This is a genomic window from Pseudomonas folii, from assembly GCF_014357575.1.
GTDB classification, from domain to species: Bacteria; Pseudomonadota; Gammaproteobacteria; order Pseudomonadales; family Pseudomonadaceae; genus Aquipseudomonas; species Aquipseudomonas folii.
Genome location: NZ_JACONW010000069.1, coordinates 1 through 22,088, shown reverse-complemented (window position 1 = coordinate 22,088; position 22,088 = coordinate 1). Strand labels below are relative to the sequence as shown.

The following is a 22,088-nucleotide window of genomic DNA, read 5'->3' as shown; positions in this document are numbered from 1 at the left end:
GCGTTACTCCCCGTGTTTTGCGTCAAGACCCTCCTCGGAGCCGATCACGAATAGCTTAGGTTTACTCAACAAGTCCCGCACAAAACCACCCTGCTCTTTTACCAATTGAAACCATTCACCTTCGGGATACTGTTTGGGATTGATCTCTCTGCCTAACGTCTCTTGCAGAGGATAAAGCAGGCTGATCAGCTCGCTGAAGGTCACGTCGCCAATCACCATAAGATCTATATCGCTGTCAGGGCCAGCTTTGCCGCTGGCCATCGAACCGAACACAAATGCCGCCGTGATCCTGTCTTCCAGAGGCTGGAGTACGACCGAAAGGGACTGAAGCCAGCCGTCGGTTTTGCGCAAAATACTGGCCAACTCTTCATATATCGGGCAGCCAGGATCAGCGCGATACTGCACCTGATTACCGACACGGATTTTTTTAAGAATCCCGACTTCGACCATCTTGTTCAACTCGCGACTCAGGGTGCCGGAAATGGTCCCGGTCAGCCGCGCGATCTCTCGCTGGTGATACTGTTCTCCCGGATGCAGGAGCAAAAGGGCTAAGACCTTGCGCCTGTATTCGGAGAACAGAAAACTGGCCAATTCCATACCGTCGTCCTCAACGCTGCTTTAAAGGCAGCAATTGAAGCCTTAAAAGCAGCAATTTGCCAGTCAATTTTAATGCTTCAATCCATCCGCAACGTCGTCGACAGTAATTCCACTAACTGATGCACCTTGGGCAGTGACTCGCGATTACGTGGCCAAGCCAGGTGCAGGTCGAGGCCCTCGGTCGCGAGGTGGGGAAGAATTTCTACCAGTTCTCCGCGTTGCAGTTGGTTCTTGATCAGCCAGGTTGCTAGCTGAGCAACGCCGCTGCCTGCCACCACGGCGGCTACTTGGGCTTCGCCATTTCCGACCACAATGCGGCCATCGACCATGCGCAGCTGGGTTTGCCCGGTGGCGTCGACGATCACCCATGGGCTGGTGCCGCCCTTGTCTTTGCCGTACAGGATGCAGGCGTGATCGGCCAGATCATCAAAGGTCTGTGGCGTGCCGTGGCGATGCAGGTAAACCGGGGCAGCGCAGAAGATCACGCGTTCGGTGCCCAGGTAGCGATGACCGAGTGTCGATGGCCAGGCCGATGAGCCGCCGATGCGCACCGCGAGGTCGATGCCCTCCTCGATCAAGTCCACAAAACGATCCGTAAAAGACACGTGCGGACGCAACTTGGGGTGCCGTTCGGCGAACTCCAACAGCCGTGGCAACACGTGGATGCGCCCGAACGATGCCGGCAAATCCACGCGCAGATTCCCGGCGGGCTCCGAGCGCTGTGCGGCCAATGCGGTTTCGGCGTCTGCCAGTTCATCGAGGATGCGGGTGCAGACGGCATAGTAAGCCGTGCCTTCATCCGTCAGTGCCAGGCTGCGGGTGGTCCGCTCGAACAGGCGCATGCCCAGCCGCCCTTCCAGCCGGGCAATGCTCTTACTGACCGCAGAGTTGGTCAGGCTCAGACGTTCGGCGGCCGCAGTAAAACTCCCCGCATTGGCCACGGCGACGAATGTGGATATACCTTTGAGGCGGTCGGCAGAGATCATGAGCGCTGGCAACTGATGAAATTAATTCCATAGTGCACGGAAAAACCACCAAAGATAAGAAGTGATTTCTCGAATAGTCTAGCGTCATTCTTTCAATTCGAGTTATTCCCATGCCTTCTGTAGACACTACCGCTGCTGGTTCTGCCAGCGGCGCAAGCGCCACTGGTGCGAATCTGGCGATTGCGATGCTGGCGCTAGCCGGTTTTGTGATCGTCACCACTGAGTTTCTGATCATCGGCATGCTGCCGGGTATGGCCCGCGATCTGGGGATTTCAATCTCTGACGCGGGTTTGCTGGTGACATTGTTCGCCTTCACGGTGATGCTGTTCGGTCCGCCGCTGACGGCCATGCTTTCACACCTTGATCGCAAGAAAACCTTTGTGGCAATCCTGCTGATCTTCGCCGCGTCCAACGCTCTGGCGGCTGTGTCCAGCAACATCTGGATCCTCGCATTCGCCCGCTTCGTACCTGCTCTGGCTTTGCCAGTGTTTTGGGGCACGGCCAGCGAAACCGCCAGCCTGATGGCCGGGCCAAGTCAGGCCGGTAAAGCCGTAGCGCGGGTTTATCTGGGTATTTCCGCGGCAATGCTGTTTGGTATTCCGCTGGGCACGCTGTTTGCGGGCGCAGTGGGCTGGCGCGGAGCCTTCTGGGCACTGACCGTGATGTCGTTGTTGATGGCGTTGCTGCTGTGGATTTCCATGCCTTCAGTCGCTAAAACGGCGAAGGTCGGCCTGGCCAAACAGGCAAAAATCCTCACTGACCCGCAGTTCATCGTCAATTTGCTGCTGTCGATTCTGGTGTTCACCGCAATGTTCACCGCTTACACCTACCTGGCGGATACCCTGGAGCGCATCGCGATGATCGCCCCTACCCAGGTCGGCTGGTGGTTGATGGGCTTCGGCGCAGTGGGCCTGATCGGTAATGGCCTTGGCGGTCGTTATGTGGATCGCAGTCCGTTGGGTTCGACGATTGTCTTCGCGCTGTTACTGGCAATAGGCATGACGGCCACTGTGCCTGCCGCTGGCTCGATCCCGCTGTTGTGTGCGGTCTTGCTGGTGTGGGGCATCGCCCATACGGGGTTGTTCCCTATTTGCCAGATCCGCGTCATGAAAACGGCACCCCACGCTCAGGCACTGGCCGGGACACTCAACGTGTCAGCCGCCAACGCCGGTATCGGCTTGGGTTCGGTGATTGGCGGTCTGACGATCGAGCATTTGAGCCTGGCTGATGTGGGTTATGTCGCTGCGTTCATCGCCTTGCTGTCTATCGCAACGGCCGTGGTTGCCATTCAAATGAAGTCGAGATGAGTCGCAAAACATCCTTTACGTTCCAGATAGCGACTATTTGCGACGTTATTTTTCAATAATGGCGAAAGGCTCTTCCCATTTCTCATGAGGGAGAGCCAAAATCCGATATTTCGTTCTGACCTAAGGCTGGTAGGCCCTCAGATCGATTCGGTAGAGCGCCATGAAAAACCACGACGGCAAGGGAAGGTCCTTTGCCAAACGCATTTATTGGGTACGCAGTGTTGGCGTCGGCATCGGATTTTTCAGTGTCGCGGCTACCATGTACCCATTACGCCCGCCTGCCTGGGTCTGGGCAATCATGCTGTGCAACTCGATTGTCTGGCCTCCTATTGCCTTATGGCTCGCCACTCGCTCGCGCCAGCCGTATCACGCGGAACAACGCAATATCCTCGTTGATTCACTGGCAGGTGGTTTCTGGGCCGGCGCGATGGGTTTCAATCCATTACCGACCGTTACTGTGCTGGCGATGATGGCCATGCATAACCTCGCGGCCGGTGGCAAGCGCCTGTTTCTGCGAGGCTGTGTTGCACAGATAGTCGGTGCCGCCATTTCCCTCTACCTGTTTCGCCAGCCTTTCGTGTCCTCCAGCACTCCCACGCAGATCTATGCCTGTCTACCGGTGCTGGTGTTCTACCCGATGTTCGTCGGTTATATGAGTTATCGGGTGGCGGTCAAGCTCAGTGAACACAAACATATTCTGGGGAAACTCAGCCGTACCGACAGCCTCACCGGGCTGATCAATCACGGTTCCTGGAAGGACCTGCTGCAGTTGGAGTTCAACAAATGCCAGGTATTGTCGCGGCAGTCGTCCATTGCGCTGATTGATATCGACCACTTCAAAGCGATCAACGATACCCATGGCCATATTGTGGGGGACAGCGTACTCAAGCGCCTGAGCGGGGCACTCCTGGCCAACCTGCGGGATGTTGATCTGGCAGGACGCTACGGTGGTGACGAATTCTGCCTTATCCTGCCCAATACCAGCGCAACGCTGGCGTGGGAAATTCTCGAACAGCTACGCCGCGATGTGAATAACCTGAAAGACCCACAGCTGCCTCACCTGCAGTTGAGCCTGAGCATCGGCATTTCGACATTTGGCACTCATCTCAACGATGCCGCCACGTGGATCGATGAAGCCGACAAGGCGCTGTATATCGCCAAAACCACAGGCCGCAATCGTGTCTGTTCCGCAGCACCGACAGTGATGGATTATCCACGACTGGGGATTGAATCCTCCGCGTCGTGACGTGCATGGCCGTTTGGTTTCATGCCTGTATAAGGCTCGCCCAGAATACCGCTTCCAAATCTGCTCAGAAGCGGTAACCCCGTCAGCCAGTCAATGCCATTACTGGCTTATCAGTCGAGTGTTCTGCGCCCTTCAATCAACGGTAATCCTGCTCAGGCAGAGGTTCGTCAATAACCACTCAGGGGTGTGCTCTTCAAGCAGTTCACTCACGCTTTTTTCAAGTTCCAGCCTGCCATACAGCGCTTCTTCCCGTTCCAGGTGCCTTTGCTGAGCCAAACGGTAATCAACGGGGTAGATGCATTGTTCTATGGGTAACAGCGCATCGAAGTGTTCCAGCAGCCCCATGAAAACCAGACGCCGCTCGACGGTATGCCGGGTGGTTGCGATGAGGTTAATGAAGTACAGGCTGTCGCGCTGACGCAACGCTTCAGACGCCGCAAAGCGCTCTGCCAGGGTGTAGACCGACAGGTCGTCGAACACCATGCAACATAGCAACTGGCGTGAGAAGTCATGAAAAGGGTTGTCGGTCAGCGTCCGTCGATGATGCAGACCGAGGACAAAATCAACCGCCTTTTCTGCCTGCTGAAGACGCTCGAAATCACTGGACTCCGGCAGCCCAGCCAGCAAAGGCGCCTGCCGCCCCTGCGCAGCAACCTGCCGGGAGAACATCGATAGTTTCCCTTGCGGTCCCAGTAGCGCGACCTGTTGATCACACAACTCTGTTCTGGATAACGCTGCCTGCCGGGCGACCATTTGCTGGAAGCCCTGGCCCACCTGAACAAGTGGTGCACGCACCGATTGCCCCCACGCCTGATCATCCTCCCGAGAAAGCAAAACGCTCATGATATAACTCCCTTATATTTACGTTTGTGTTGTGCAGTTTTTATTGTTGGTTCACACATCGCCTGTACAGGCCGATAACAATCTATTCCATGGATAAAAAGGGCGTGGTTATAACCTCCTCTCTAATCGAATCCGTAGGAGAATTCTTTATTTACATTCCTTGTGATGACTGCAGGTCAATTCAAAGGCCTTGGGCATAACGCCGCGGGTTCTATAAGCAGCGAGCCGCGTGGCGAGATCGAGCACATCTATTAGCCTAAACAGAATCTTCCTACATAGAGCACGGACACATCTGTAAAACGTAATTTAAACAAGCCAGGACGACGTAAAGACGATGACTTGTATAGACAGAAACGATAAACATTCGGAATAACAATTACAATCATTCGTTACAAATATAGTGATTTGCAATTAACTTACAGAGATGGTTTTCGATTATGTGTTTGGAATAAGATTTTTCCCACATAAGCAATGGATATGTGCTGACAGATATTATTATTTAAGTGTGTCTTCTGTGCCCTCATGAATCAGGATGGATGCAGGGACTGAAGAGCTTGAAGGTTGCGAAGCGTTTATTCTCACGCACCGCTATCGCAGCCTTCGACAGCTCTCATCAAAAAAATATACCCACTGAATAAACGATATCTGTTGGTGCGAGGCTTGCCCGCGAACCAGTCGACTCGGTAAGCCAGACGCACCGCGTGTCGTTCTTCGCGGGCAAGCCTCGCTCCAACAGATACGGTGCTTGCTGCGGTCGAAGACGGGGCTAGACCTACTACAGGTCATTTGTTGCCGTGCGAAAGCGCTGTGTCAGGGCGCGTCCATTCAGTTGCTGACCAGCATCGCGTCGACCTTCATCCCGCGACGCCAACCGAATATTGCAGCTGTCCCAAGGCCAACAGCGCCCATGATCGCGACGTAACCAACACACACCCACGGGCTCCATGGCATCAGAGCGATCAGCAGCAACGGCGTGGTACTGGCCCAAAGCGCGTAGGCAATGTTGTAGGTGAATGAGATGCCCGACACGCGAATGTCGGCCGGGAACAGGCCGACCATCACTGAAGGCACCACACCGACGATGCCGCAGGCCAGCCCCGCCAGCGCATATGCGATGCCCGGCACCAGCCATTGACCGATCAGACTTGAGTAGAGCAGCCCAATGCCTAACGGCAGCAGCAAGCTGTAGATAATCACTGCACGCCATGCGCCAATGCGATCCACCAGCATGCCGGCCAGCACGCAGCCGATATTCAGAAACACGATGCCCACGCTACTCAGGGCAAATGTATCGCTGGCGCTCATGCCAAAGCGCTTTTGCATCACTGTCGGGGTGATGACCACCAGCACGACCACGGCAGAGGTCAGCACACAGGTGAGCAACGCAGCGGGCAACAAGGATTCGCGATGCTTGCGCAGTACGGCGGTCAGGGGAAATTCCGTAGCGGCTTCACGTTGGGCATGCATAGCCATGAACACCGGCGTTTCGCTCAACCAACGGCGCAACCAGACACCCAGCACGCCGAATGCGCCTCCCAGCAGGAAAGGTATGCGCCACGCGTAATCGAGGATTTCCGCCGGGGTGAAGACCTTCGCCAGCCAGGTGGCGACCAGCGCGCCCAGCAGGTATCCAAAGGTCAGACCAGCCTGCAGCACGCCCAGGGCATAACCGCGATGACCTTTCGGTGCATGTTCTGCAACGAACACCCAGGCGCTGGGAACTTCGCCCCCCACCGCGGCGCCTTGCAGGATGCGCAATGCCAGCAGGATCAGCGGCGCCCAATAACCGATTTCAGCGTAGGTCGGCATCACACCAATCAACAGGCATGGCAGCGCCATCATCAGGATGCTCAGGCTGAATACCCGCTTGCGCCCCAGTCGATCGGCGAAGTGCGCCATGAGAATCCCGCCCAGCGGGCGCGCCAGATACCCGGTCACGAAAATCCCGAAGCTTTGCAGCAGACGCAGCCACTCGGGCATTTCCGGCGGAAAAAACAGCTGGCTCAGCGTCAGCGCGAAGAACACGAAAATGATGAAGTCATAGATTTCCAGCGCCCCGCCCAACGCCGCAAGGCCCAGGGTTTTATAGTCAGCCCGGGACAGCGGCTGGGGACGTGGTCGAACAATGGCCGTCATAAGGACCCCGGACACGGAAGAGTAAAGACGCGACACAGCGTCGCAGGGCGCGAAGAATAGCAAAATGGGGGGTAATGGCTAGGGGGTCCGGTAAGTGATCGTTAGCATGTCAGCCGGATTGCACCTGTTGCAGACGAGACGTGGGACCGGCTTTAGCCGGGAAGGGGGCATCAGAATGCTCACATTTGTAGTGTCCGAAATGACGCCTTCCCGGCTAAAGCCGGTCCCACGTCGCATATCAGTTGGCGAACAAACATGGCACTCCTGTGAAGACAGCATTTCAATCCGGTTAATCGAGAGGTGTGGTGCAAAAGACTTTAGTGTCTCGCAACGTTTTCCCATGAAGGATTAAGCATGAATTAAGTATCGATGGATAATCTGGCTTCAACAGGCAACGGAACGAATCAGTTGCCTCCAGATCAATAACATCAGATCAATCAAAAGGAATACCCATGAAAACGTTGAATGCCTTGTTTGCTGCTGTTGCCCTTACTGCCGCTGCCGGTGCTGCACAAGCTGACGTACGTCCTGACGAAATCCCTGGCCTGCTCAAGTCCGGTGCGATCATGGACTTCGAAAAGCTGAACAAACTGGCGCAGGACAAGCACCCTGGCTTCACCATCCATGACACCGAGCTGGATAAGGACGCGCAAGGCAACTACATCTATCAAGTTGAACTACGCGATGCCAAAGGCGTGGAATGGGATGTGGACGTGAACGCCAAGACGGGTGCGATCGTGAAAGACAAGCAGGATAACTAAGACATTCTGCACTGGTAGGACCGGCTTTAGCCGGGAGTCAGTTCTTCAGGCAACTTGGTTTATTGCCTTGAAGAATGCCCTCCCGGATAAATCCGGTCCTACCGTTATGTGGAGTTAACAAAAGTTATTGTTTCAGGCCTACTTTCAACAACTGCCCGTTATCTTCGTCGGTCAACACATAGATATACCCATCCGGTCCCTGACGCACATCACGAATGCGTTTCTTCAGTTCGCTCAGCAGACGTTCTTCGTGGACGATCTTGCCATCTTCAAACTCCAGACGAATCAAATCTTCCGATGCCAGCCCGCCAATGAACAGGTTGTGATCCCACGCCTTGAAGCGTGACGCGTCGTAAAACGCCATGCCGCTGATGCCGGGGGACTTTTCCCAGACGTGGAAAGGCTTGACAGTGCCTTCGACGAATTTGCCTTTGGCTTCCGGAATCGCCTCTCCCGAATAGTTGATACCGTGAGTTGCCAGCGGCCAGCCGTAGTTCTGGGCACGCTCGATGATGTTTACCTCATCGCCACCTTTAGGCCCGTGTTCGTTAGTCCACAAGGTGCCGGTCCATGGGTTGAGTGCCGCCCCTTGTTGGTTACGATGCCCGTACGACCAGATTTCCGGACGCACGTTTTTCTGACCCACAAACGGGTTGTCATCCGGGACTTTGCCATCGGCAAACAGGCGCACGATTTTGCCCTGAAGTTTGTCCAGGTCCTGAGCGGTCGGCCGGTTGTTGTTCTCGCCCAAGGCGATAAACAGATAGCCATCCCGATCAAAGACAATCCGCGCACCGAAGTGATTGCCCACTGACAATTTCGGCTGTTGACGGAAAATCACGTTGAAATCTTCCAGCCGGGTCAGGTCCGTGGAAAGACGCCCGCGCCCTGCCGCGGTTCCGGCCGTTTTGCCGTCCTCACTGCCCTCGGAAAAAGTCAGGTAAACCATGCGATCCTTGGCGAAATCCGGGGACAGCACTACGTCCAGTAAACCGCCCTGCCCGTTTGCCCAGACTTTCGGAACGCCGGACAACGGTTGGGACAAGGTGCCGTCAGGGGACACGATCCGCAGGTTGCCCGGTTTTTCAGTGACCAGCATGCCCTTGTTGTCCGGCAGGAAAGCCACAGCCCATGGATGGGCGAGCCCTTTGACTACTTCTTCGACACTGAGGGTGCCTTGTTCGGTTTTGAAGTCCTGAACCGGACCTGCAGCCGCGCTCAGCGGCAGACTCAGCAATGCGCTGGCACACAACGTTGCGATCAGGGTTTTGCAATGCATGGACGATTCCTTATGTCATGAAAAAGCCCCCAAAGTGAAGGGGACGCGGGTCTCAATCAGTGCTTTTACGGTTTTGCCCGGTGTTGTTGTCTGCCGGGCGAGGCGCTTGTTGTCGGGTCGGGTAACCGTTGCCTATACCGCCGTTTTCCAGAGTAGGCGGCCGCGGATTGGGTGCCGTACTCGGGCCGCGTACGGGCGGTGTTGCCGGGACGGTGCCCTGTCGGCTATTGGGATTGGCGCGGTGAATAGGGCTGTTATTCGAATTGCCGTTATTGAGCGTGCTGTTGGGCAGGGTCTGGGCCTGGGCAAGACTGGTCAAACCTGCTGTCATCAGGCCGCCCAAGGTGAGGAATACAATGCGTCGCGCAAAACTGTTCATCATTTACCTTCTGTTGGAAACGGTAACGATCCGGGTGTTTGATGGCGATTGCACGACTAGGTTCGCCTCCAACAGGGTGGATGAGCAACCCGCGCGGGTTTGAGTTTGTAACAAGGATGTGCAGCGAGCCTCGTATTCATGCTGCTATAGAGGCAGTGGACGTGACGGCCCTCTCCCGGCTAAAGCCGGTCCCACGTATGTGATCTGTAGGACTGGCTTTAGCCAGGAGGGGGCCAGTACATTCACTGCAGATCGCGACCGATAATCTGTCCCTTCAAGAGAACGCTATCCCCATGACCGACACCACCCAGGCCGCGCCGGCTTTGAAGGAGATTTTCAATCGAGCGCGGCTGCAGCACATTGCCGAACAGACCACGGCGATTTACCCCGCTTTCAATACCGAAGCGTTTCTGGCGCATGTGGCCCATGACCTGGACAGCCAGTCGCTGATGCAGCGGCTCAACCGTGTCAGTCGCGGGCTGCATGCTGGCTTGCCTGCGGATTACTCCGAAGCACTGGGAGTTCTTTACGAACTCGCGCCGCGTCTGAACAGCAGCTTTGTCAGCCTGATACTGCCGGAATACGTGGCGCTCTATGGTCAGCACGACTTCGAGCGCTCGATGCAGGCGTTGAAGTTCTTCACGACCTTTGGCTCATCGGAGTTTGCCGTGCGGCACTTCCTGCGTCTGGATTTCCAGCGTGCGCTGCTGATCATGCAAGGCTGGGCACTGGACGAAAATGAACACGTGCGCAGGCTGGCCAGCGAAGGCAGTCGGCCGCGGCTGCCGTGGTCATTCCGTCTTGAGACGCTGATGGTCGACCCGACGCCAGTGCTGCCGATCCTCGACAACCTCAAGGCTGACAGCAGCCTGTATGTGCGCAAGTCGGTGGCCAATCACCTGAATGACATCACCAAGGACAACCCCGACTGGGTACTCGCGCAAATCGAAGGCTGGTCGCTGGAAAACCCGCACACCGCCTGGATCGCCCGCCACGCACTGCGCTCGCTGATCAAAAAAGGTGATCGCCGCGCGCTGACGATCATGGGTGCCGGACACAAGCCGCAGGTGCGTGTCGAGCTGATCAGCGTTACTCCCGGCACGATTCGTCTGGGTGACGACCTGAGCCTGTCGTTCCAGGTGACGTCGACCGCCGAACACAGCCAACGGCTGATCATCGATTACGCGATTCATTACGTGAAGAAGTCTGGCGGTACCTCTGCCAAGGTCTTCAAGCTCAAGACGCTTGAGCTCGGGCCCGGCGAGTCAGTGACCGTGGCGCGCAAACTTCAGGTGCGTAATTTCACCACCCGGGTGCATTACCCGGGAGTGCATGAACTGGACGTTCTGATCAACGGCGAATGCCTGGCCAGCAGTCGTTTCGAACTGCTGCCGTGAGTCAGCTCAACGGCATGCGGAAGGTGAATGTCGTGCCGTCTTCATGGCTGGAATGCACCGTCAACATGCCGCCATGGGCCAGAGCTATCTGGCTGGAAATGTAAAGGCCAAGACCAAGCCCGGCCTGAGGTTCTTCAGCTCCGGGCCGCGAATAAGGCTGGAAGAGATGGGGCAAAACGTCTTCGGGGATCGGCACGCCCTGGTTAGTGACTGCCATCAGGAAGTGCCCCGATTCAACCCGGGCGGCTACCTCCACAACCCCGTCATTGTCACCGTGGGAAATCGCGTTGGCGACCAGATTGGACAGCAGTTGCGCCAGCCGCTCGCGGTCACAACGAATGCTGTCGAGGCCGCCAATAGAGGATCGAATAGAGCGTGCCGGATGCACACGCTGGACTTCGGAAACCACATGGCTGAGCGCTGCGCCCAGATCCCCGCACTCATGCAGGCTCAGCGGAATACCATGCCCCAACCGGCCCCGGGCAAAATCCAGCACGTCGTCCACCAACTGTGAGGCGCGCCGTCCAGAGGTGAGGATGTGACCCGCGATTCTTTCGGACTTTTCATCCAGAGACCGCCGTAACAGCAGCTCGGCGCTGGCAGTAATCGCAAACAACGGATTACGCAGGTCATGGCCCAGCACGGCAATGAACTGCTCACGCCACTCTGCCACTTCGCGTTCGGCTCGCAGATCGGCTCTGACCTGCTCCAGCTTTTCTTCGGCCTCGATCTGAATCGCCAGCAACCGTGCAAACGAGGTCATCAATGCCTCGATGGCTGTGGACTTGAGTTGGGCAGGTTTGGGGTCCAGCGCACAGATGGTGCCGAAAAACGAGCCGTCTGACAGGAAGACCGGTACGGCAATATAGCTTTCGAACTTATAAATCCGCGGCGTGTGGTGCGTGCGGTAGTGTTCATCTTCACTGACGTGATCGATGATCACCGGTTCATGCAAATGCGAAGACTGTATTTCGTGGCATATCGTTGTGGTCAGCTCCAGCTCGCCGCCGGGCGCGAGGCCGAAATTCAGCTTGTCGAGCACCGCACAGGCAGTCCATGAAGTGTCAGTCACGCGCGCAACGGCAGCGAACCCCATGCCTGTGGTTTCGCTGATCACCTGAAGCATGGCGGGAACCGCACTGATTCGGCTGATTAATGCGACATCTTCGGCAATGGTCTGCCTCATGGCGTTCCTGTCATCAACGTGAAAGTGAGAAAATCGGCGGCATTGTAGCGGCCCGATGCCATGACCGTAAAACAGAGAGTCGGGAACTGTGCCTGACAACAACAATAAGCCTGACTTGCACAAATCTTCCAGACGTCAGCGCATCATCTGGCGAAAATCTTTCAGAATGACAATTGATCAACTGCACTGCCCCAACACCGCGCTAACAGGACCTTGCCATGACCAACAGCAACTGGATCGATCTGAAGCAGGACAGCGAGTCCGGCATCGAGACGATTCGCGCGCATTTTGAGGGTCATGCCTACGATCCACATTGGCATGACAGCTATCTGGTCGGCATCACCGAACAGGGCGTGCAGCAATTCCATTGCAGACGAAAACGCTATGTCAGCACACCTGGGCGGATCTTCCTGCTGGAGCCCGGCGAAATCCACGACGGTGACGCGCCAGCCCCGGAAGGCTTCACCTACCTCACCCTGTATGTGGACCCGATGTGGCTGGACCGGGAATTGCGTTCGCTGTTCGAACATACGCCGGCTGACTGTCAGATCAGTTTCGCGGACACGCAGGCCGATGACACGCGTCTGGCCACTGCCACCGCCACGGCATTCCAGACGCTGCACGGTGCCGAGCTGCGCATCGTGCGCCAGACTGCGCTGGATGACCTGCTGTCGAACCTGACTCGCCATCTGCGCTGGCGTACTCAGGTCTCGCCCGACCCGCGTTTGCCACGGGTGGCGCAGATAGCCCGCGACTTTCTCCACAGCCACGCCAGCCACGATATCGGTCTGGACGATCTGGCGCGCGTGACAGGGGTTGATCGGTTCCGGCTGACCCGAGCGTTCAAGGCGGCCTTCGGCATCGCCCCGCACGCCTACCTCATTCAGTTGCGACTGGCCAAGGCAAGACGGCTGCTGGCAGGCGGCCAATCTCCCGCTCAAGTCGCGGCCGCGCTGGGTTTTGCCGACCAAAGCCATCTGGGGCGGTGGTTTCAGCGTGCTTACCGGATGACCCCGGCCGATTACCGCAAACGTTGCTCAAACCTTCCAGACTGAGGAACCGCCAATGGCGATGATCGACTGACGATCAATCACCAGTGAGCGCTCCATGGACACGTTTTTGCCCTTCGTACTGTTTGCCTTCGTGTCATCCATCACCCCCGGCCCGACCAATATTCTGGTCATGACCCATAGCTCGCGGCACGGCTGGGCTGTCGTCGCGCCTATCGTGCTAGGTGCCTGTGGCGGCGCGGCGGCGCTGGTTTTGCTGGTCGGCACCGGCATTGGCGATGTGTTGGCCCGGCATCAGGGTATTCAGACTGCAATGTCGTGGGTGGGTATTGCCTGGCTGAGCTGGATGGCCTGGCAGATTTTCAAAGCCCCGGCCGCAGCTATCGATCCGAACGCCGTGAACAATAAAAATGCCACAGACAGTAAGGGCGCCCGACTGGGTCTGCTCGGTGCCGCCAGCCTGCAACTGGTCAACCCAAAGACGTGGATGATGGCCTTGGCGGTGGTCAGCGTTTTCGCCGGGACCGAAGCCGACAGAGGTATGCGCGTGGTTTACCTGTCGCTGATGTTCTTCCTGATCGCGATCCCCTGCATGACGGCGTGGGCCTGGCTGGGCGTCAGCGCTGCACGGTTTTGCCGGTCGCCAGAAGGCATGCAACGCTTCAACCGAAGCATGGCGCTGTTGCTGCTGGTGTCGACGTGGATGACGGTGTGGGTTTGATTGGCACCCACGAGGGACGAACAAGGGGCTATCAAAAACCATAACTTACTGAGTGGAAATGCGCTTTTGCAGGAGCTCACCGAGGTTACGAGGCCAGCGATGGCGGAGTGTCAGACAAACCGCTATCGCTGCCTCGCGTTGCTCGTGAGCTCCTACAGATCCCATTTTTACCGCGATACAGAGCTCTGTCAGGGACTGCCAGGCACCGCATCAACTCACTGGCCGCGCCAAGTTGATGGTGAAGGTCGTGCCCTCTTCGGCGTTGGAGGTAACACTGACGTCGCCCCAATGGGCGCGGGCGATTTCGCGGACGATAAACAGGCCAAGGCCGATACTGCGACTCGGATCATCATCGGCCACGCCGTGGGGCATCGGTTCGAACAGGCCCTCAAGCCGCTCCGGCGGTATCGGCGGGCCGACGTTGTGCACCGCGATCCGGATCCACTGAGGGTCGAATGCCGACGTGATCGTGATGACCCCAGTCGCCGAGCCATAAGCCACGGCGTTGCTCACCAAATTATCCACCAGCTCGAACAGCCGGTCGGCATCAGCCGTACACAAGCCCTCGCCGATACACTCATGGATCAGCACGCGGCGAGGAAATAATAGCCGCTGCTCCGCCACGCTCGCAGCAATCACTTCATGCAGTTGCACCGGTTGGGGCAGCACGGAAATACCGCTACCCACCCGCGCCTGAGTAAAGTCCAGCAGGTCGACGATCAAACGCTGCGCACGCCCTACCGACTGATTCACCAGCCCGAGGCTGCGCTGTTGTTTCTCGCTGAGCGGTTCCAGCCCGATCAGCCCGGCCGCCATCTTGATCGCGGCCAACGGATTGCGCAGGTCGTGACTGACGATCGCCACCATCTGTTCGGCGAACGTGGCTCGAATGTCCGCTTCGGTCTGGGCCAGCCGCAGCCGGTTCTGCACCGAGGACAGTTCCTTTTGTGAGGCCAGTTGCTGCAACAGCATTTCTTCAGCCGCCTGACGAGTCTCGGCCAGTTCGCGCTGATATTTATTGCGCTCCTCGCCGCTCATCAGGGACAGATGATGCACCACGCCCTCAGGCGTTTCCCGACGTATGGCGTTGAGCATCATGGTCATGGCCTGACCATCAGGCCCCACCAGATCGAGTTTGATCTCCGACACGGAGCCCCGCATGACCAGCAAGGGCCCCCAATGGGTCTGCTGGAAAATCCTGTCCCCCACGCTCATCAGATCCTGGAAACGGGTCCCGGTCAGACTCGCGGACTCGGTGCCAATCCACAGGCAGAACGTCTTATTGGCTCGCAGGATCGTGCCGTCCTCGCGAGTCAGCAGCAGACCACAGGCGGCGCCCTCGAACAGCAGATCGCTGTCAGCGCTCAACTCGACGTCAACCGACAAGAGGCACCACTCCAGACGCGCCGAAGAACTCATCCATCGCGGCAATACACGCATCAGGATTACTCATGTGCGGGCAATGGCCAATGTTATCGATGACCCTCAGCGTGCAGTCAGGCATCACCCGCTGCAGATAATCCCCCACATCGAGTGGCGCGATAAAATCCTGATTGCACTGCAATACCAGGGTTTTGGTGGGCAACTGCGCGACATCCTTGCGGTTATCCGCCGTGAACGTGACGCGGGCGAACTGCTGGGAAACTTCCGGGTTGGTGCGGCAGAAACTCTGGGTCAATTCCTCGCTCAGCTCGGGTTGCGATGGAGCCCCCATGATGGCTGGTGCCATGGTGCTGGCCCATCCGAAATAGTTGGCCGCCAGCGTGCTGAGCAGGGTAACGATGTCTTGCCGGGTGAAACCGCCCACATAGTCACCGTCGTTGATGTAGCACGGCGACGGGCCGACCATGACGTGAGCCGCGAAGTGGCCGGGGTCGCGCAGGTCTGCGACCGCGCCAATCATCGAGCCGACCGAATGGCCGACATGGATCACCGGGCCTGGCCCGGCAAATTCCTTGACGACTTCGAGCAAATCGCTGGCGTAGCCATCCAGGGAATCGTACTTGCGTTTGTAGTAGGCAGACAGATCCGACTGGCCATTGCCGACCAGGTCGTAGACCACCACTTTGAAACGCTCGGCGAAATACGGCGCCATGAACCGCCACATGTTCTGGTCGCAACCGAAGCCATGGGAAAAAACGAGGGTTGCAGGCCCCTCCCCCGTGACCCTGACGTTATTGCGTAACTGCACCGACATCCGTATTCCTCCAACGCTGACCCTAAAAGTGATCAGATTGCCACTAATGAATTCAACGAGATTAGCATCGTTCCAGACAGGAACCACTCATACAAAAGCATCTGTTTCATCAAAAAGCTTGCTTCGGTACTCGGCGCTGCTTCTCAATGGTTGTTTTTAAACAAACTGTGAACCGCTCATGAGTCAGATTTACGACGCACGCGGCAATATCTATATCGTCTGCACGCCTCAAACCTTGCGCGAACGGGGCATCGCGATTGCTGAAAACGCGGCCGATGCAGCGTTGAATCGAGACCAGTGGGCCACCGCAGCAGTGCATGCCTTATGCACCTGGCCAGAGGGCACCCGCCCGCCTGGCGCAAAGGCGCACCGTTCGGATGGGTTATTGCTCGGTCCTTTTCAGCAGGCAGCGCCATTTGACCTGTTGATCATCAACACTGACGGCACGCTGGCCGAACGCAGCGGCAACGGCATGACCATTTTCGCCCGGTTCCTGACCGACACTGCTTATGCGGGTTCGCAAGGCTTTGAACTGAGGGTTCATCACGATAACCACGGCACAGCCAGGCCGGTCAGCACTCAGGTAGAGCCGGCTTCGGTGAATGGAGAGCGTGGTTTCTGGCTGGCACTTGGAAATCCGGCTTTCGGGCCGCAGACGGTTGGCGCGCCTGGCGACAGTCTGGAACCCGTGCAGCTCAACCATCGCGCGGTCAGTCGGGTAAAGCCTTTGGCGCAGATTAACGCCCGATGGGATCACAGCGTTTTCGTGCGCATTGGCAATCCGCATTGCGTCACGCTGGTGAATGATCAAGCAGACTTGCCGTCATTCGATGCGCTGCATGAATCAGCATTGAACGCAGCGTTGACGCGCATCGCCTTTGCCAAAGGTGAACTCGGCACCGGCGAGCCTTGCCCGGCCGGAGTGAACTTGCAATGGGCGTGGGTGCAGTCCGCCAATCAAGTTGTGGCCCGGGTCTTCGAACGCGGCGAAGGCCCCACAGCCTCCTCGGGCACCAGCGCCAGCGCCGTGGCCAGCGCTGCCTGGCATGCCGGGTTGGTGGAATCAGGCTTGGTTCAGGTCAGCATGCCGGGCGGAACGGCACCCGTAAGGCTGGAAGAGCATAATGGAGAACTGCAGGTTTCGCTGTTTGGAGTGGCGAAGGTGGCCGACGAGTAAAAGCCCCCCTGTCGGACGTCCCGCCCCGTCGACGACGCAACGCTGTCTCGCAGTAAACATTGGACTTGTAGGAGCGCACGAGCACCGCGAGGCCGCGATGGCGGTTATCAGACAGACCGCATCGCTGCCTCGCGGTGCTCGTAAGCTCCTACAGAAAAGCATTCCAAATCAGGTGATTGCATCTTGTTGGTGAGGGGCAGCAGTGCCCTACTCCCCAATATCCTCATTCCACAGTTCAGGCTTGCTGGCGATGAAGCCTTTCATCATGTCGACGCAGGTGTGGTTGTCGATCACCTCGACATTCACTCCACGCGAGCGCAGCAGTTCTTCTTCGCCCATGAACGTCTGGTTTTCACCGACGATAACCTTCCGGATGCCGTACAGCAGAATCGCCCCGCTGCACATCGAGCAAGGTGACAGTGTCGTGTAGAGCACGGCGTCGCGGTACACCCTGGCAGGCTGGCGACCGGCATTTTCCAGCGCGTCCATTTCCCCGTGCTTGATGGCGCTGCCTTCCTGAACACGACGATTATGACCGCGGCCAATGATCTTACCGTCATGAACGATAACCGAACCGATGGGAATACCGCCCTCGGCCAGCCCCAGTTGAGCTTCGTCGATTGCGGCCTGCATGAATGGGTCCATGGTTCTACCTCGTTGCCTGAGTCTGAAAAAAAGTAATGTGCATCATTGTGGCAGCCTCGCCATAGCGCTATTCAGCGCTTGCGAAACAAACTCCTTGAGCAGGTCGGCCGAGCGCGCCTTCATGTCGGTACCGACGTCATTCTGTTTGGCCCGGAGTTTATTGGCCAGCTGTGGTTCGTTGTCGCCGCGGTTGAGTGCGCGCAATTCATCAGCGCTGAAGGACTGCGCATAGGCGGCAGCCATGTTGCGATCCCATTGCGACTGGAACTGCGGCTGCAACCGCTGCAACTCATCCTTGACCAGCTCTTGCGCCTGCGTTTTGCCAACCGACTCGACGATGCTGCCGAACGTAGCAGTGCGCGAAGCGACCTGATAGCCCAGCCAGCCAAGGCTTTCGCCCAAGTGCCGGTCTTCGACATACGCCAACGCGCTGTCTTCCACCTCCGAAGCCTGGGCACTCTGTTCAACGCTTGTCCAAAGGCCAAGCAGCAAGACAAAAAACAGGTTGCCGGCAACCGACTTGTGCAGGGTCATGAAGCCTCCTCCGTCAACCATTCCTCCCGGTTCAAGCGATAGATTTTGACGCCCAACCGGTGGTACTGGCTGTAAACAAATGCGTTGAAACCCACCTTCTGAATCACGCGCACGGAAGCAACGTTGGCGGGCTGTACAATGGCAATGATCGAGGGCAGCTCCAAGCGTTCGAAGCCGTAGGTCAGGGTCGCACGGACTATTTCAGTGGCCAGGCCTCGCCCCCAGAACTGCGGTGCCAGGCGATAGCCGATCTCCACTTCTTCCGCGCCGTCGACGTTCTCCTGATTCAGCGCACAAAATCCCATCAGCACACCGCTGGCTGTTTCGACCACCGCCCACGGCCCAAAACCATGAAGCGCATAGGATTGCGAAGACCAGTCAACGAATTCAGCCGTTGCGCTCTCGCTGAGAATACCCCGCACCGAATAACGCATAACCTCAGGATCACTGAGGATCTGCGCCATTGGCAGCACATCTGCGCTGCTTAGCTGGCGCAGAGTCATGCGCTCCGTCTGTAGAACAACATCAGTCTTCATGGCTCAACCATCAATTCGGCCTGGAGCGCAGATGTTCACAAGCCGTTGCTGACCTTTCCGGCCACTTCAGCGGGCACCCAGGACTTCCAGACTTCAGGATGCTGCTTGAGGAACAACTGGGCAACCTCTTTGGGCTGCTGACGTTTTTCACTCATCTGTCCCAGGGTCTGGTTGAGCAGATCAATCGGCAGGTCGACTTTTTCGAAGAACGCGACAAGGTCAGGATACTGTTTGTGGAATGCGTCCGAGACGCCAATGCTCAGGCGCGGCTCCAGTGAACGGGTGCCTCGTGGATTCGGGTTGTTGGCGTCAGCCAGGGTTTTCCAGGCTTCGGCGTCGAACGGCGGCTCTTCCAGCTTGATCAGCTTGAAGCGGCCCAGCAGCGGAGTCGGCGACCAGTAGTAAAACAGGACAGGCTTGCCGCGATGAATCGAAGAGCTGACCTCGGCATCCAGCGCCGCGCCCGAACCGGTCCGGAAGTTCACGAAGCTGTCGTTCAGGCCATAAGCCTTGAGCTTCTGGGTGTTGACGATTTCTGACGTCCAACCAGTGGGACTGTTGAGAAAACGGCCCTTGTCCGGCGACTCTGGGTCTTTGAAGACGTCTTTATAGCGTGGCAAGTCAGCCACCGACTTGAGGTCCGGGGCCAGCGGTTTGATGCCTTTGGCCGGATCGCCCTTGATCACGAACTCCGGCACCCACCACCCTTCGGTCGCGCCTTTGACGATATTGCCAAGACCGTGCACCTTGCCTTCAGCTTCTGCCTTGACCCAGGCAGGACTGCGCCCGGCCCATTCCTCGCCGATGACCTGAATATCGTTTTTCGCCAGGGCGGCTTCCAGGCTCACCGTGCTACCCGGCAACGTGTCAGTGGGGTAGCCATAACCTTTCTCGACGATGGTACGCAGGATCTCTGTGATCAGACTGCCGCTTTCCCACGTGATGTCGCCGAAGTTGATCGGTGCGGTCTTTTCCGCCGCCACTGCAGGCTGACCCAACAGGCCAAGGGCCAGGAGTGAACAGCCGAGCAGGGTTCTGATTGATGTCATGGTCACCTCTGAATGGCCGGGCCCGGCCTGAATGGGAATACAGTGATGTGTAGGGTTGAAAGGTACGACATCTCAATTCGACGATAAGTTGTACTCATGTCCAGGCGACGTGCCGGAAGATTCGCTTCAGGACCCTCTCGCGAACAAGTTCGCTCCTACTTCAAAAAACGCGCAATCCCTTGGTAGGAGCGAACTCGTTCGCGAGGCGGCGCATCTGAAGAATCGCTTCAGACCCTCTCGCGAACAAGTTGGCTCCTACCTTAAAAAACGCGCAACCCCTGGGTAGGAGCGAACTTGTTCGCGAGGCGGCGCATCTGAAAAATCGCGTCAGGCCCCTCTCGCCAACAAGTTGGCTCCTACCTTAAAAAACGCGCAATTCCTTGTTCGCGAGACGGCGCGCTGGAAGAATCGCGTCAGCGCCTCTCGTCAACAAGTTGCCTCCTACCTTAAAAAGTTAATGAAGGCAGCCCTTGCTCGCCCGCCTGACGTTCATAGTCGAGCAATATCTGATAATCATCTTCATGGGCTGCCAATACCTGACTGATCGCCAGCGCCTGTGCGACATCCGGCAAGTCCGACAAGGCCTGATTCATGGCGTGACGGATGACTTCGGCCTGAGCGACATCAACGCTCAACGCCGTGATGAAGGGCAGGCATGGGCCATGTGCAGTGCGCGTCAGGATACGCAAGCCACTGACTTCTTCGCTGGCATCACGGGCCAGATAGTCAAAGGTCACGCTGTCGATGGCGGCAATATCACCCCGCCGCTCCTTGAGCCAGCGCAGGCTGTGGCGATGGCCACCGGTAAGGGACACTTGCGAGAAAAACCGCCCGTTTTGCTGGAGCGGTGCAAGGGTGTGCCGCAACAGGTTCATGCCTGAGTTGGAGTCTTCACTGTTGACGAGGCCGTGGCTGCCGAGAAAGTCCTCGAGCGAGCGTCGAGGGTCATCGGCCCGCACCAGGAGCAGGCTGCAATGCAGGCCATCGGCGCTGTTGGGCAAGTCATAGACAGGCCGCCCGATCAGCCGAACCTTGCCGCGCAACAGTGTCATCAACGGATAACCGCAGGTCTGTGCGAGCAGTAACTGATTGGATAGCCAGAGCTCTGGCAGATCGAGCGCGCTGTGCAAACGCTGCGCGCCGAGCACTTCGAAGATCCGTGCCAGCCAAGCCTCACTGGCCTGCGCAACGCGCTCTGGTGCGGTGTACATCGATAATTCGGCGAAACCCTGAATCATGGTAAATCCGGTCAAAACGGTTGAGCCAACCATAGATGAAAAATGCGGAGCGTGCGCAGGAAGCGAGTAAACAATGGTTTATGAGCAACCGGGGACGCGTCGCAAACACCACAAATGCTTAAGTGGAACGCATTCCTGTGGGAGCGGTGCTTGCCCGCGATAAGGCTGGACGCAATTTACTTTGGACCGTGTTGTTCTTATCGCGGGCAAGCACCGCTCCCACAGGTTTTTTCAGCTCCGCACCAATGGTCATCTACAGCCGCTCGGGATCAATGCCCAAAAAGCCCGGTATCGGATTTCTTGGCTTTTTTGTCGGCACGTTTCTCGTCGGCGGTCTTGGCGGGCTTTTTCTTCGCGGCTTTCTTTGAATCCATACCTTTGCTCATGATGCGTGCTCCAGGGTCAAGGATCTGACCTCTGTTATACACCCATTCGACGCTATGATACCCGGCCATTCCTGCCGCCCCTCTGAAGTGCGCCCTGCCCCATGTCCGAGATTGAATTCTGCCCGTTGCCGACGCTTTGCCAGCCCCTGCTGGACAAGTTCTACCGCGCCCATCGCTCGCCAATGCGTTCGTCCAGTGCGGCACAGATGTGGGTGGCACGGCAGCCGGAAATCATCGGCGCACTGAGTCTTACTAAGGTGGCTGAAGGACATTGGTTGACTGGACTGTTCGTTGCGCCGCAGTGGCGAGGGCAGGCGATTGCAAAAACCTTGATCGCCAAATCGCTGGAGGCGCTGAACGGGCCGGTCTGGCTGTTTTGCCATCCGGACCTGAAGAGGTTTTACGAGCGATCAGGGTTTACGCCCACAACAGATTTACCGCCGATGCTGGCGGACAAGCTGACGCGGTATCAGAAGAC

At 57.4% G+C, this 22,088-nt stretch carries 22 protein-coding genes; 8 read left to right on the top strand and 14 right to left on the bottom strand.

What is annotated here, in order from left to right:
* Positions 1-3 precede the first annotated feature (3 nt).
* Together H8S59_RS15300 and H8S59_RS15295 are read right to left on the bottom strand one after the other, a co-directional pair.
* On the bottom strand, positions 4-597 hold the full coding sequence (locus H8S59_RS15300) for a nucleotidyltransferase domain-containing protein (RefSeq protein WP_187521958.1): 594 nt from the start codon (positions 595-597) through the stop codon (positions 4-6).
* Positions 598-674: 77 nt separating this feature from the next.
* Positions 675-1,583: a LysR family transcriptional regulator gene (locus tag H8S59_RS15295; RefSeq protein ID WP_187521957.1), complete on the bottom strand. Its 909-nt coding sequence runs from the start codon at positions 1,581-1,583 to the stop codon at positions 675-677.
* Positions 1,584-1,693: 110 nt separating this feature from the next.
* Here H8S59_RS15295 and H8S59_RS15290 point away from each other — a divergent pair, with 110 nt between their 5' ends.
* Both H8S59_RS15290 and H8S59_RS15285 read left to right on the top strand, forming a co-directional pair.
* On the top strand, positions 1,694-2,890 hold the full coding sequence (locus H8S59_RS15290) for an MFS transporter (RefSeq protein ID WP_187521956.1): 1,197 nt from the start codon (positions 1,694-1,696) through the stop codon (positions 2,888-2,890).
* Between the two features lie 160 nt (positions 2,891-3,050).
* The gene (locus H8S59_RS15285; RefSeq protein WP_187521955.1) at positions 3,051-4,136 is read left to right on the top strand and encodes a diguanylate cyclase; all 1,086 of its coding nucleotides are present in this window, start codon (positions 3,051-3,053) and stop codon (positions 4,134-4,136) included.
* A 132-nt stretch (positions 4,137-4,268) separates the two neighbouring features.
* Here the strand turns inward: H8S59_RS15285 and H8S59_RS15280 are convergent, their stop codons facing one another.
* Positions 4,269-4,979 (bottom strand): hypothetical protein, encoded by a 711-nt coding sequence (locus tag H8S59_RS15280; protein ID WP_187521954.1) that lies wholly within the window; start codon positions 4,977-4,979, stop codon positions 4,269-4,271.
* A gap of 825 nt (positions 4,980-5,804) precedes the next feature.
* The gene (locus tag H8S59_RS15275) at positions 5,805-7,115 is read right to left on the bottom strand and encodes an MFS transporter (RefSeq protein WP_187521953.1); all 1,311 of its coding nucleotides are present in this window, start codon (positions 7,113-7,115) and stop codon (positions 5,805-5,807) included.
* A gap of 452 nt (positions 7,116-7,567) precedes the next feature.
* On the opposite strand from H8S59_RS15275, the gene H8S59_RS15270 reads away from it, so the two are divergent.
* Positions 7,568-7,876, top strand: coding sequence for a PepSY domain-containing protein (locus H8S59_RS15270; RefSeq protein WP_095102335.1), 309 nt, complete (start codon positions 7,568-7,570; stop codon positions 7,874-7,876).
* A gap of 124 nt (positions 7,877-8,000) precedes the next feature.
* On the opposite strand, the gene H8S59_RS15265 is transcribed toward H8S59_RS15270, so the two are convergent.
* Both H8S59_RS15265 and H8S59_RS15260 read right to left on the bottom strand, forming a co-directional pair.
* Positions 8,001-9,155: a PQQ-dependent sugar dehydrogenase gene (locus tag H8S59_RS15265; protein WP_187521952.1), complete on the bottom strand. Its 1,155-nt coding sequence runs from the start codon at positions 9,153-9,155 to the stop codon at positions 8,001-8,003.
* A 52-nt stretch (positions 9,156-9,207) separates the two neighbouring features.
* Positions 9,208-9,534, bottom strand: a complete 327-nt coding sequence (locus H8S59_RS15260) for a hypothetical protein (protein WP_095102341.1) — start codon at positions 9,532-9,534, stop codon at positions 9,208-9,210.
* Between the two features lie 293 nt (positions 9,535-9,827).
* Here H8S59_RS15260 and H8S59_RS15255 point away from each other — a divergent pair, with 293 nt between their 5' ends.
* Positions 9,828-10,931: a DNA alkylation repair protein gene (locus H8S59_RS15255; protein WP_187521951.1), complete on the top strand. Its 1,104-nt coding sequence runs from the start codon at positions 9,828-9,830 to the stop codon at positions 10,929-10,931.
* 1 nt (position 10,932) lies between these two features.
* Here H8S59_RS15255 and H8S59_RS15250 read toward each other — a convergent pair whose 3' ends face one another.
* On the bottom strand, positions 10,933-12,117 hold the full coding sequence (locus tag H8S59_RS15250) for a GAF domain-containing sensor histidine kinase (RefSeq protein WP_187521950.1): 1,185 nt from the start codon (positions 12,115-12,117) through the stop codon (positions 10,933-10,935).
* Between the two features lie 218 nt (positions 12,118-12,335).
* Here H8S59_RS15250 and H8S59_RS15245 point away from each other — a divergent pair, with 218 nt between their 5' ends.
* A complete protein-coding gene (locus tag H8S59_RS15245) occupies positions 12,336-13,172 on the top strand; it encodes an AraC family transcriptional regulator (protein ID WP_187521949.1) in 837 nt (278 codons plus the stop codon).
* A 52-nt stretch (positions 13,173-13,224) separates the two neighbouring features.
* Positions 13,225-13,848 carry a LysE family translocator gene (locus H8S59_RS15240; RefSeq protein WP_187521948.1) on the top strand — a complete coding sequence of 208 codons (624 nt, stop codon included), beginning with the start codon at positions 13,225-13,227 and terminating at the stop codon, positions 13,846-13,848.
* Positions 13,849-14,058: 210 nt separating this feature from the next.
* On the opposite strand, the gene H8S59_RS15235 is transcribed toward H8S59_RS15240, so the two are convergent.
* Both H8S59_RS15235 and H8S59_RS15230 read right to left on the bottom strand, forming a co-directional pair.
* Complete coding sequence (locus H8S59_RS15235; RefSeq protein ID WP_371856830.1) at positions 14,059-15,288, bottom strand: PAS domain-containing sensor histidine kinase; 1,230 nt, start codon at positions 15,286-15,288, stop codon at positions 14,059-14,061.
* The gene (locus H8S59_RS15230; protein ID WP_095102321.1) at positions 15,224-16,045 is read right to left on the bottom strand and encodes an alpha/beta fold hydrolase; all 822 of its coding nucleotides are present in this window, start codon (positions 16,043-16,045) and stop codon (positions 15,224-15,226) included. The genes H8S59_RS15235 and H8S59_RS15230 overlap by 65 nt, the downstream gene beginning before the upstream one ends.
* A 178-nt stretch (positions 16,046-16,223) precedes the next feature.
* Here H8S59_RS15230 and H8S59_RS15225 point away from each other — a divergent pair, with 178 nt between their 5' ends.
* Entirely contained in the window at positions 16,224-17,222 is a 999-nt protein-coding gene (locus H8S59_RS15225) for a diaminopimelate epimerase (protein WP_187521947.1), read from the top strand.
* 207 nt (positions 17,223-17,429) lie between these two features.
* On the opposite strand, the gene H8S59_RS15220 is transcribed toward H8S59_RS15225, so the two are convergent.
* The 5 genes from H8S59_RS15220 to H8S59_RS15200 form a co-directional block, all read right to left on the bottom strand.
* The gene (locus H8S59_RS15220) at positions 17,430-17,867 is read right to left on the bottom strand and encodes a nucleoside deaminase (RefSeq protein ID WP_187521946.1); all 438 of its coding nucleotides are present in this window, start codon (positions 17,865-17,867) and stop codon (positions 17,430-17,432) included.
* Positions 17,868-17,909: 42 nt separating this feature from the next.
* Positions 17,910-18,401: a hypothetical protein gene (locus H8S59_RS15215; protein WP_187521945.1), complete on the bottom strand. Its 492-nt coding sequence runs from the start codon at positions 18,399-18,401 to the stop codon at positions 17,910-17,912.
* Positions 18,398-18,937 carry a GNAT family N-acetyltransferase gene (locus H8S59_RS15210; protein WP_187521944.1) on the bottom strand — a complete coding sequence of 180 codons (540 nt, stop codon included), beginning with the start codon at positions 18,935-18,937 and terminating at the stop codon, positions 18,398-18,400. The genes H8S59_RS15215 and H8S59_RS15210 overlap by 4 nt, the downstream gene beginning before the upstream one ends.
* Before the next feature lie 35 nt (positions 18,938-18,972).
* The gene (locus H8S59_RS15205) at positions 18,973-19,986 is read right to left on the bottom strand and encodes an ABC transporter substrate-binding protein (protein ID WP_187521943.1); all 1,014 of its coding nucleotides are present in this window, start codon (positions 19,984-19,986) and stop codon (positions 18,973-18,975) included.
* 446 nt (positions 19,987-20,432) lie between these two features.
* Positions 20,433-21,224: a phosphate/phosphite/phosphonate ABC transporter substrate-binding protein gene (locus H8S59_RS15200; protein WP_187521942.1), complete on the bottom strand. Its 792-nt coding sequence runs from the start codon at positions 21,222-21,224 to the stop codon at positions 20,433-20,435.
* Positions 21,225-21,711: 487 nt separating this feature from the next.
* On the opposite strand from H8S59_RS15200, the gene H8S59_RS15195 reads away from it, so the two are divergent.
* A partial coding sequence (locus H8S59_RS15195) for a GNAT family N-acetyltransferase (RefSeq protein ID WP_187521941.1) occupies positions 21,712-22,088 on the top strand: 377 nt, incomplete at its 3' end.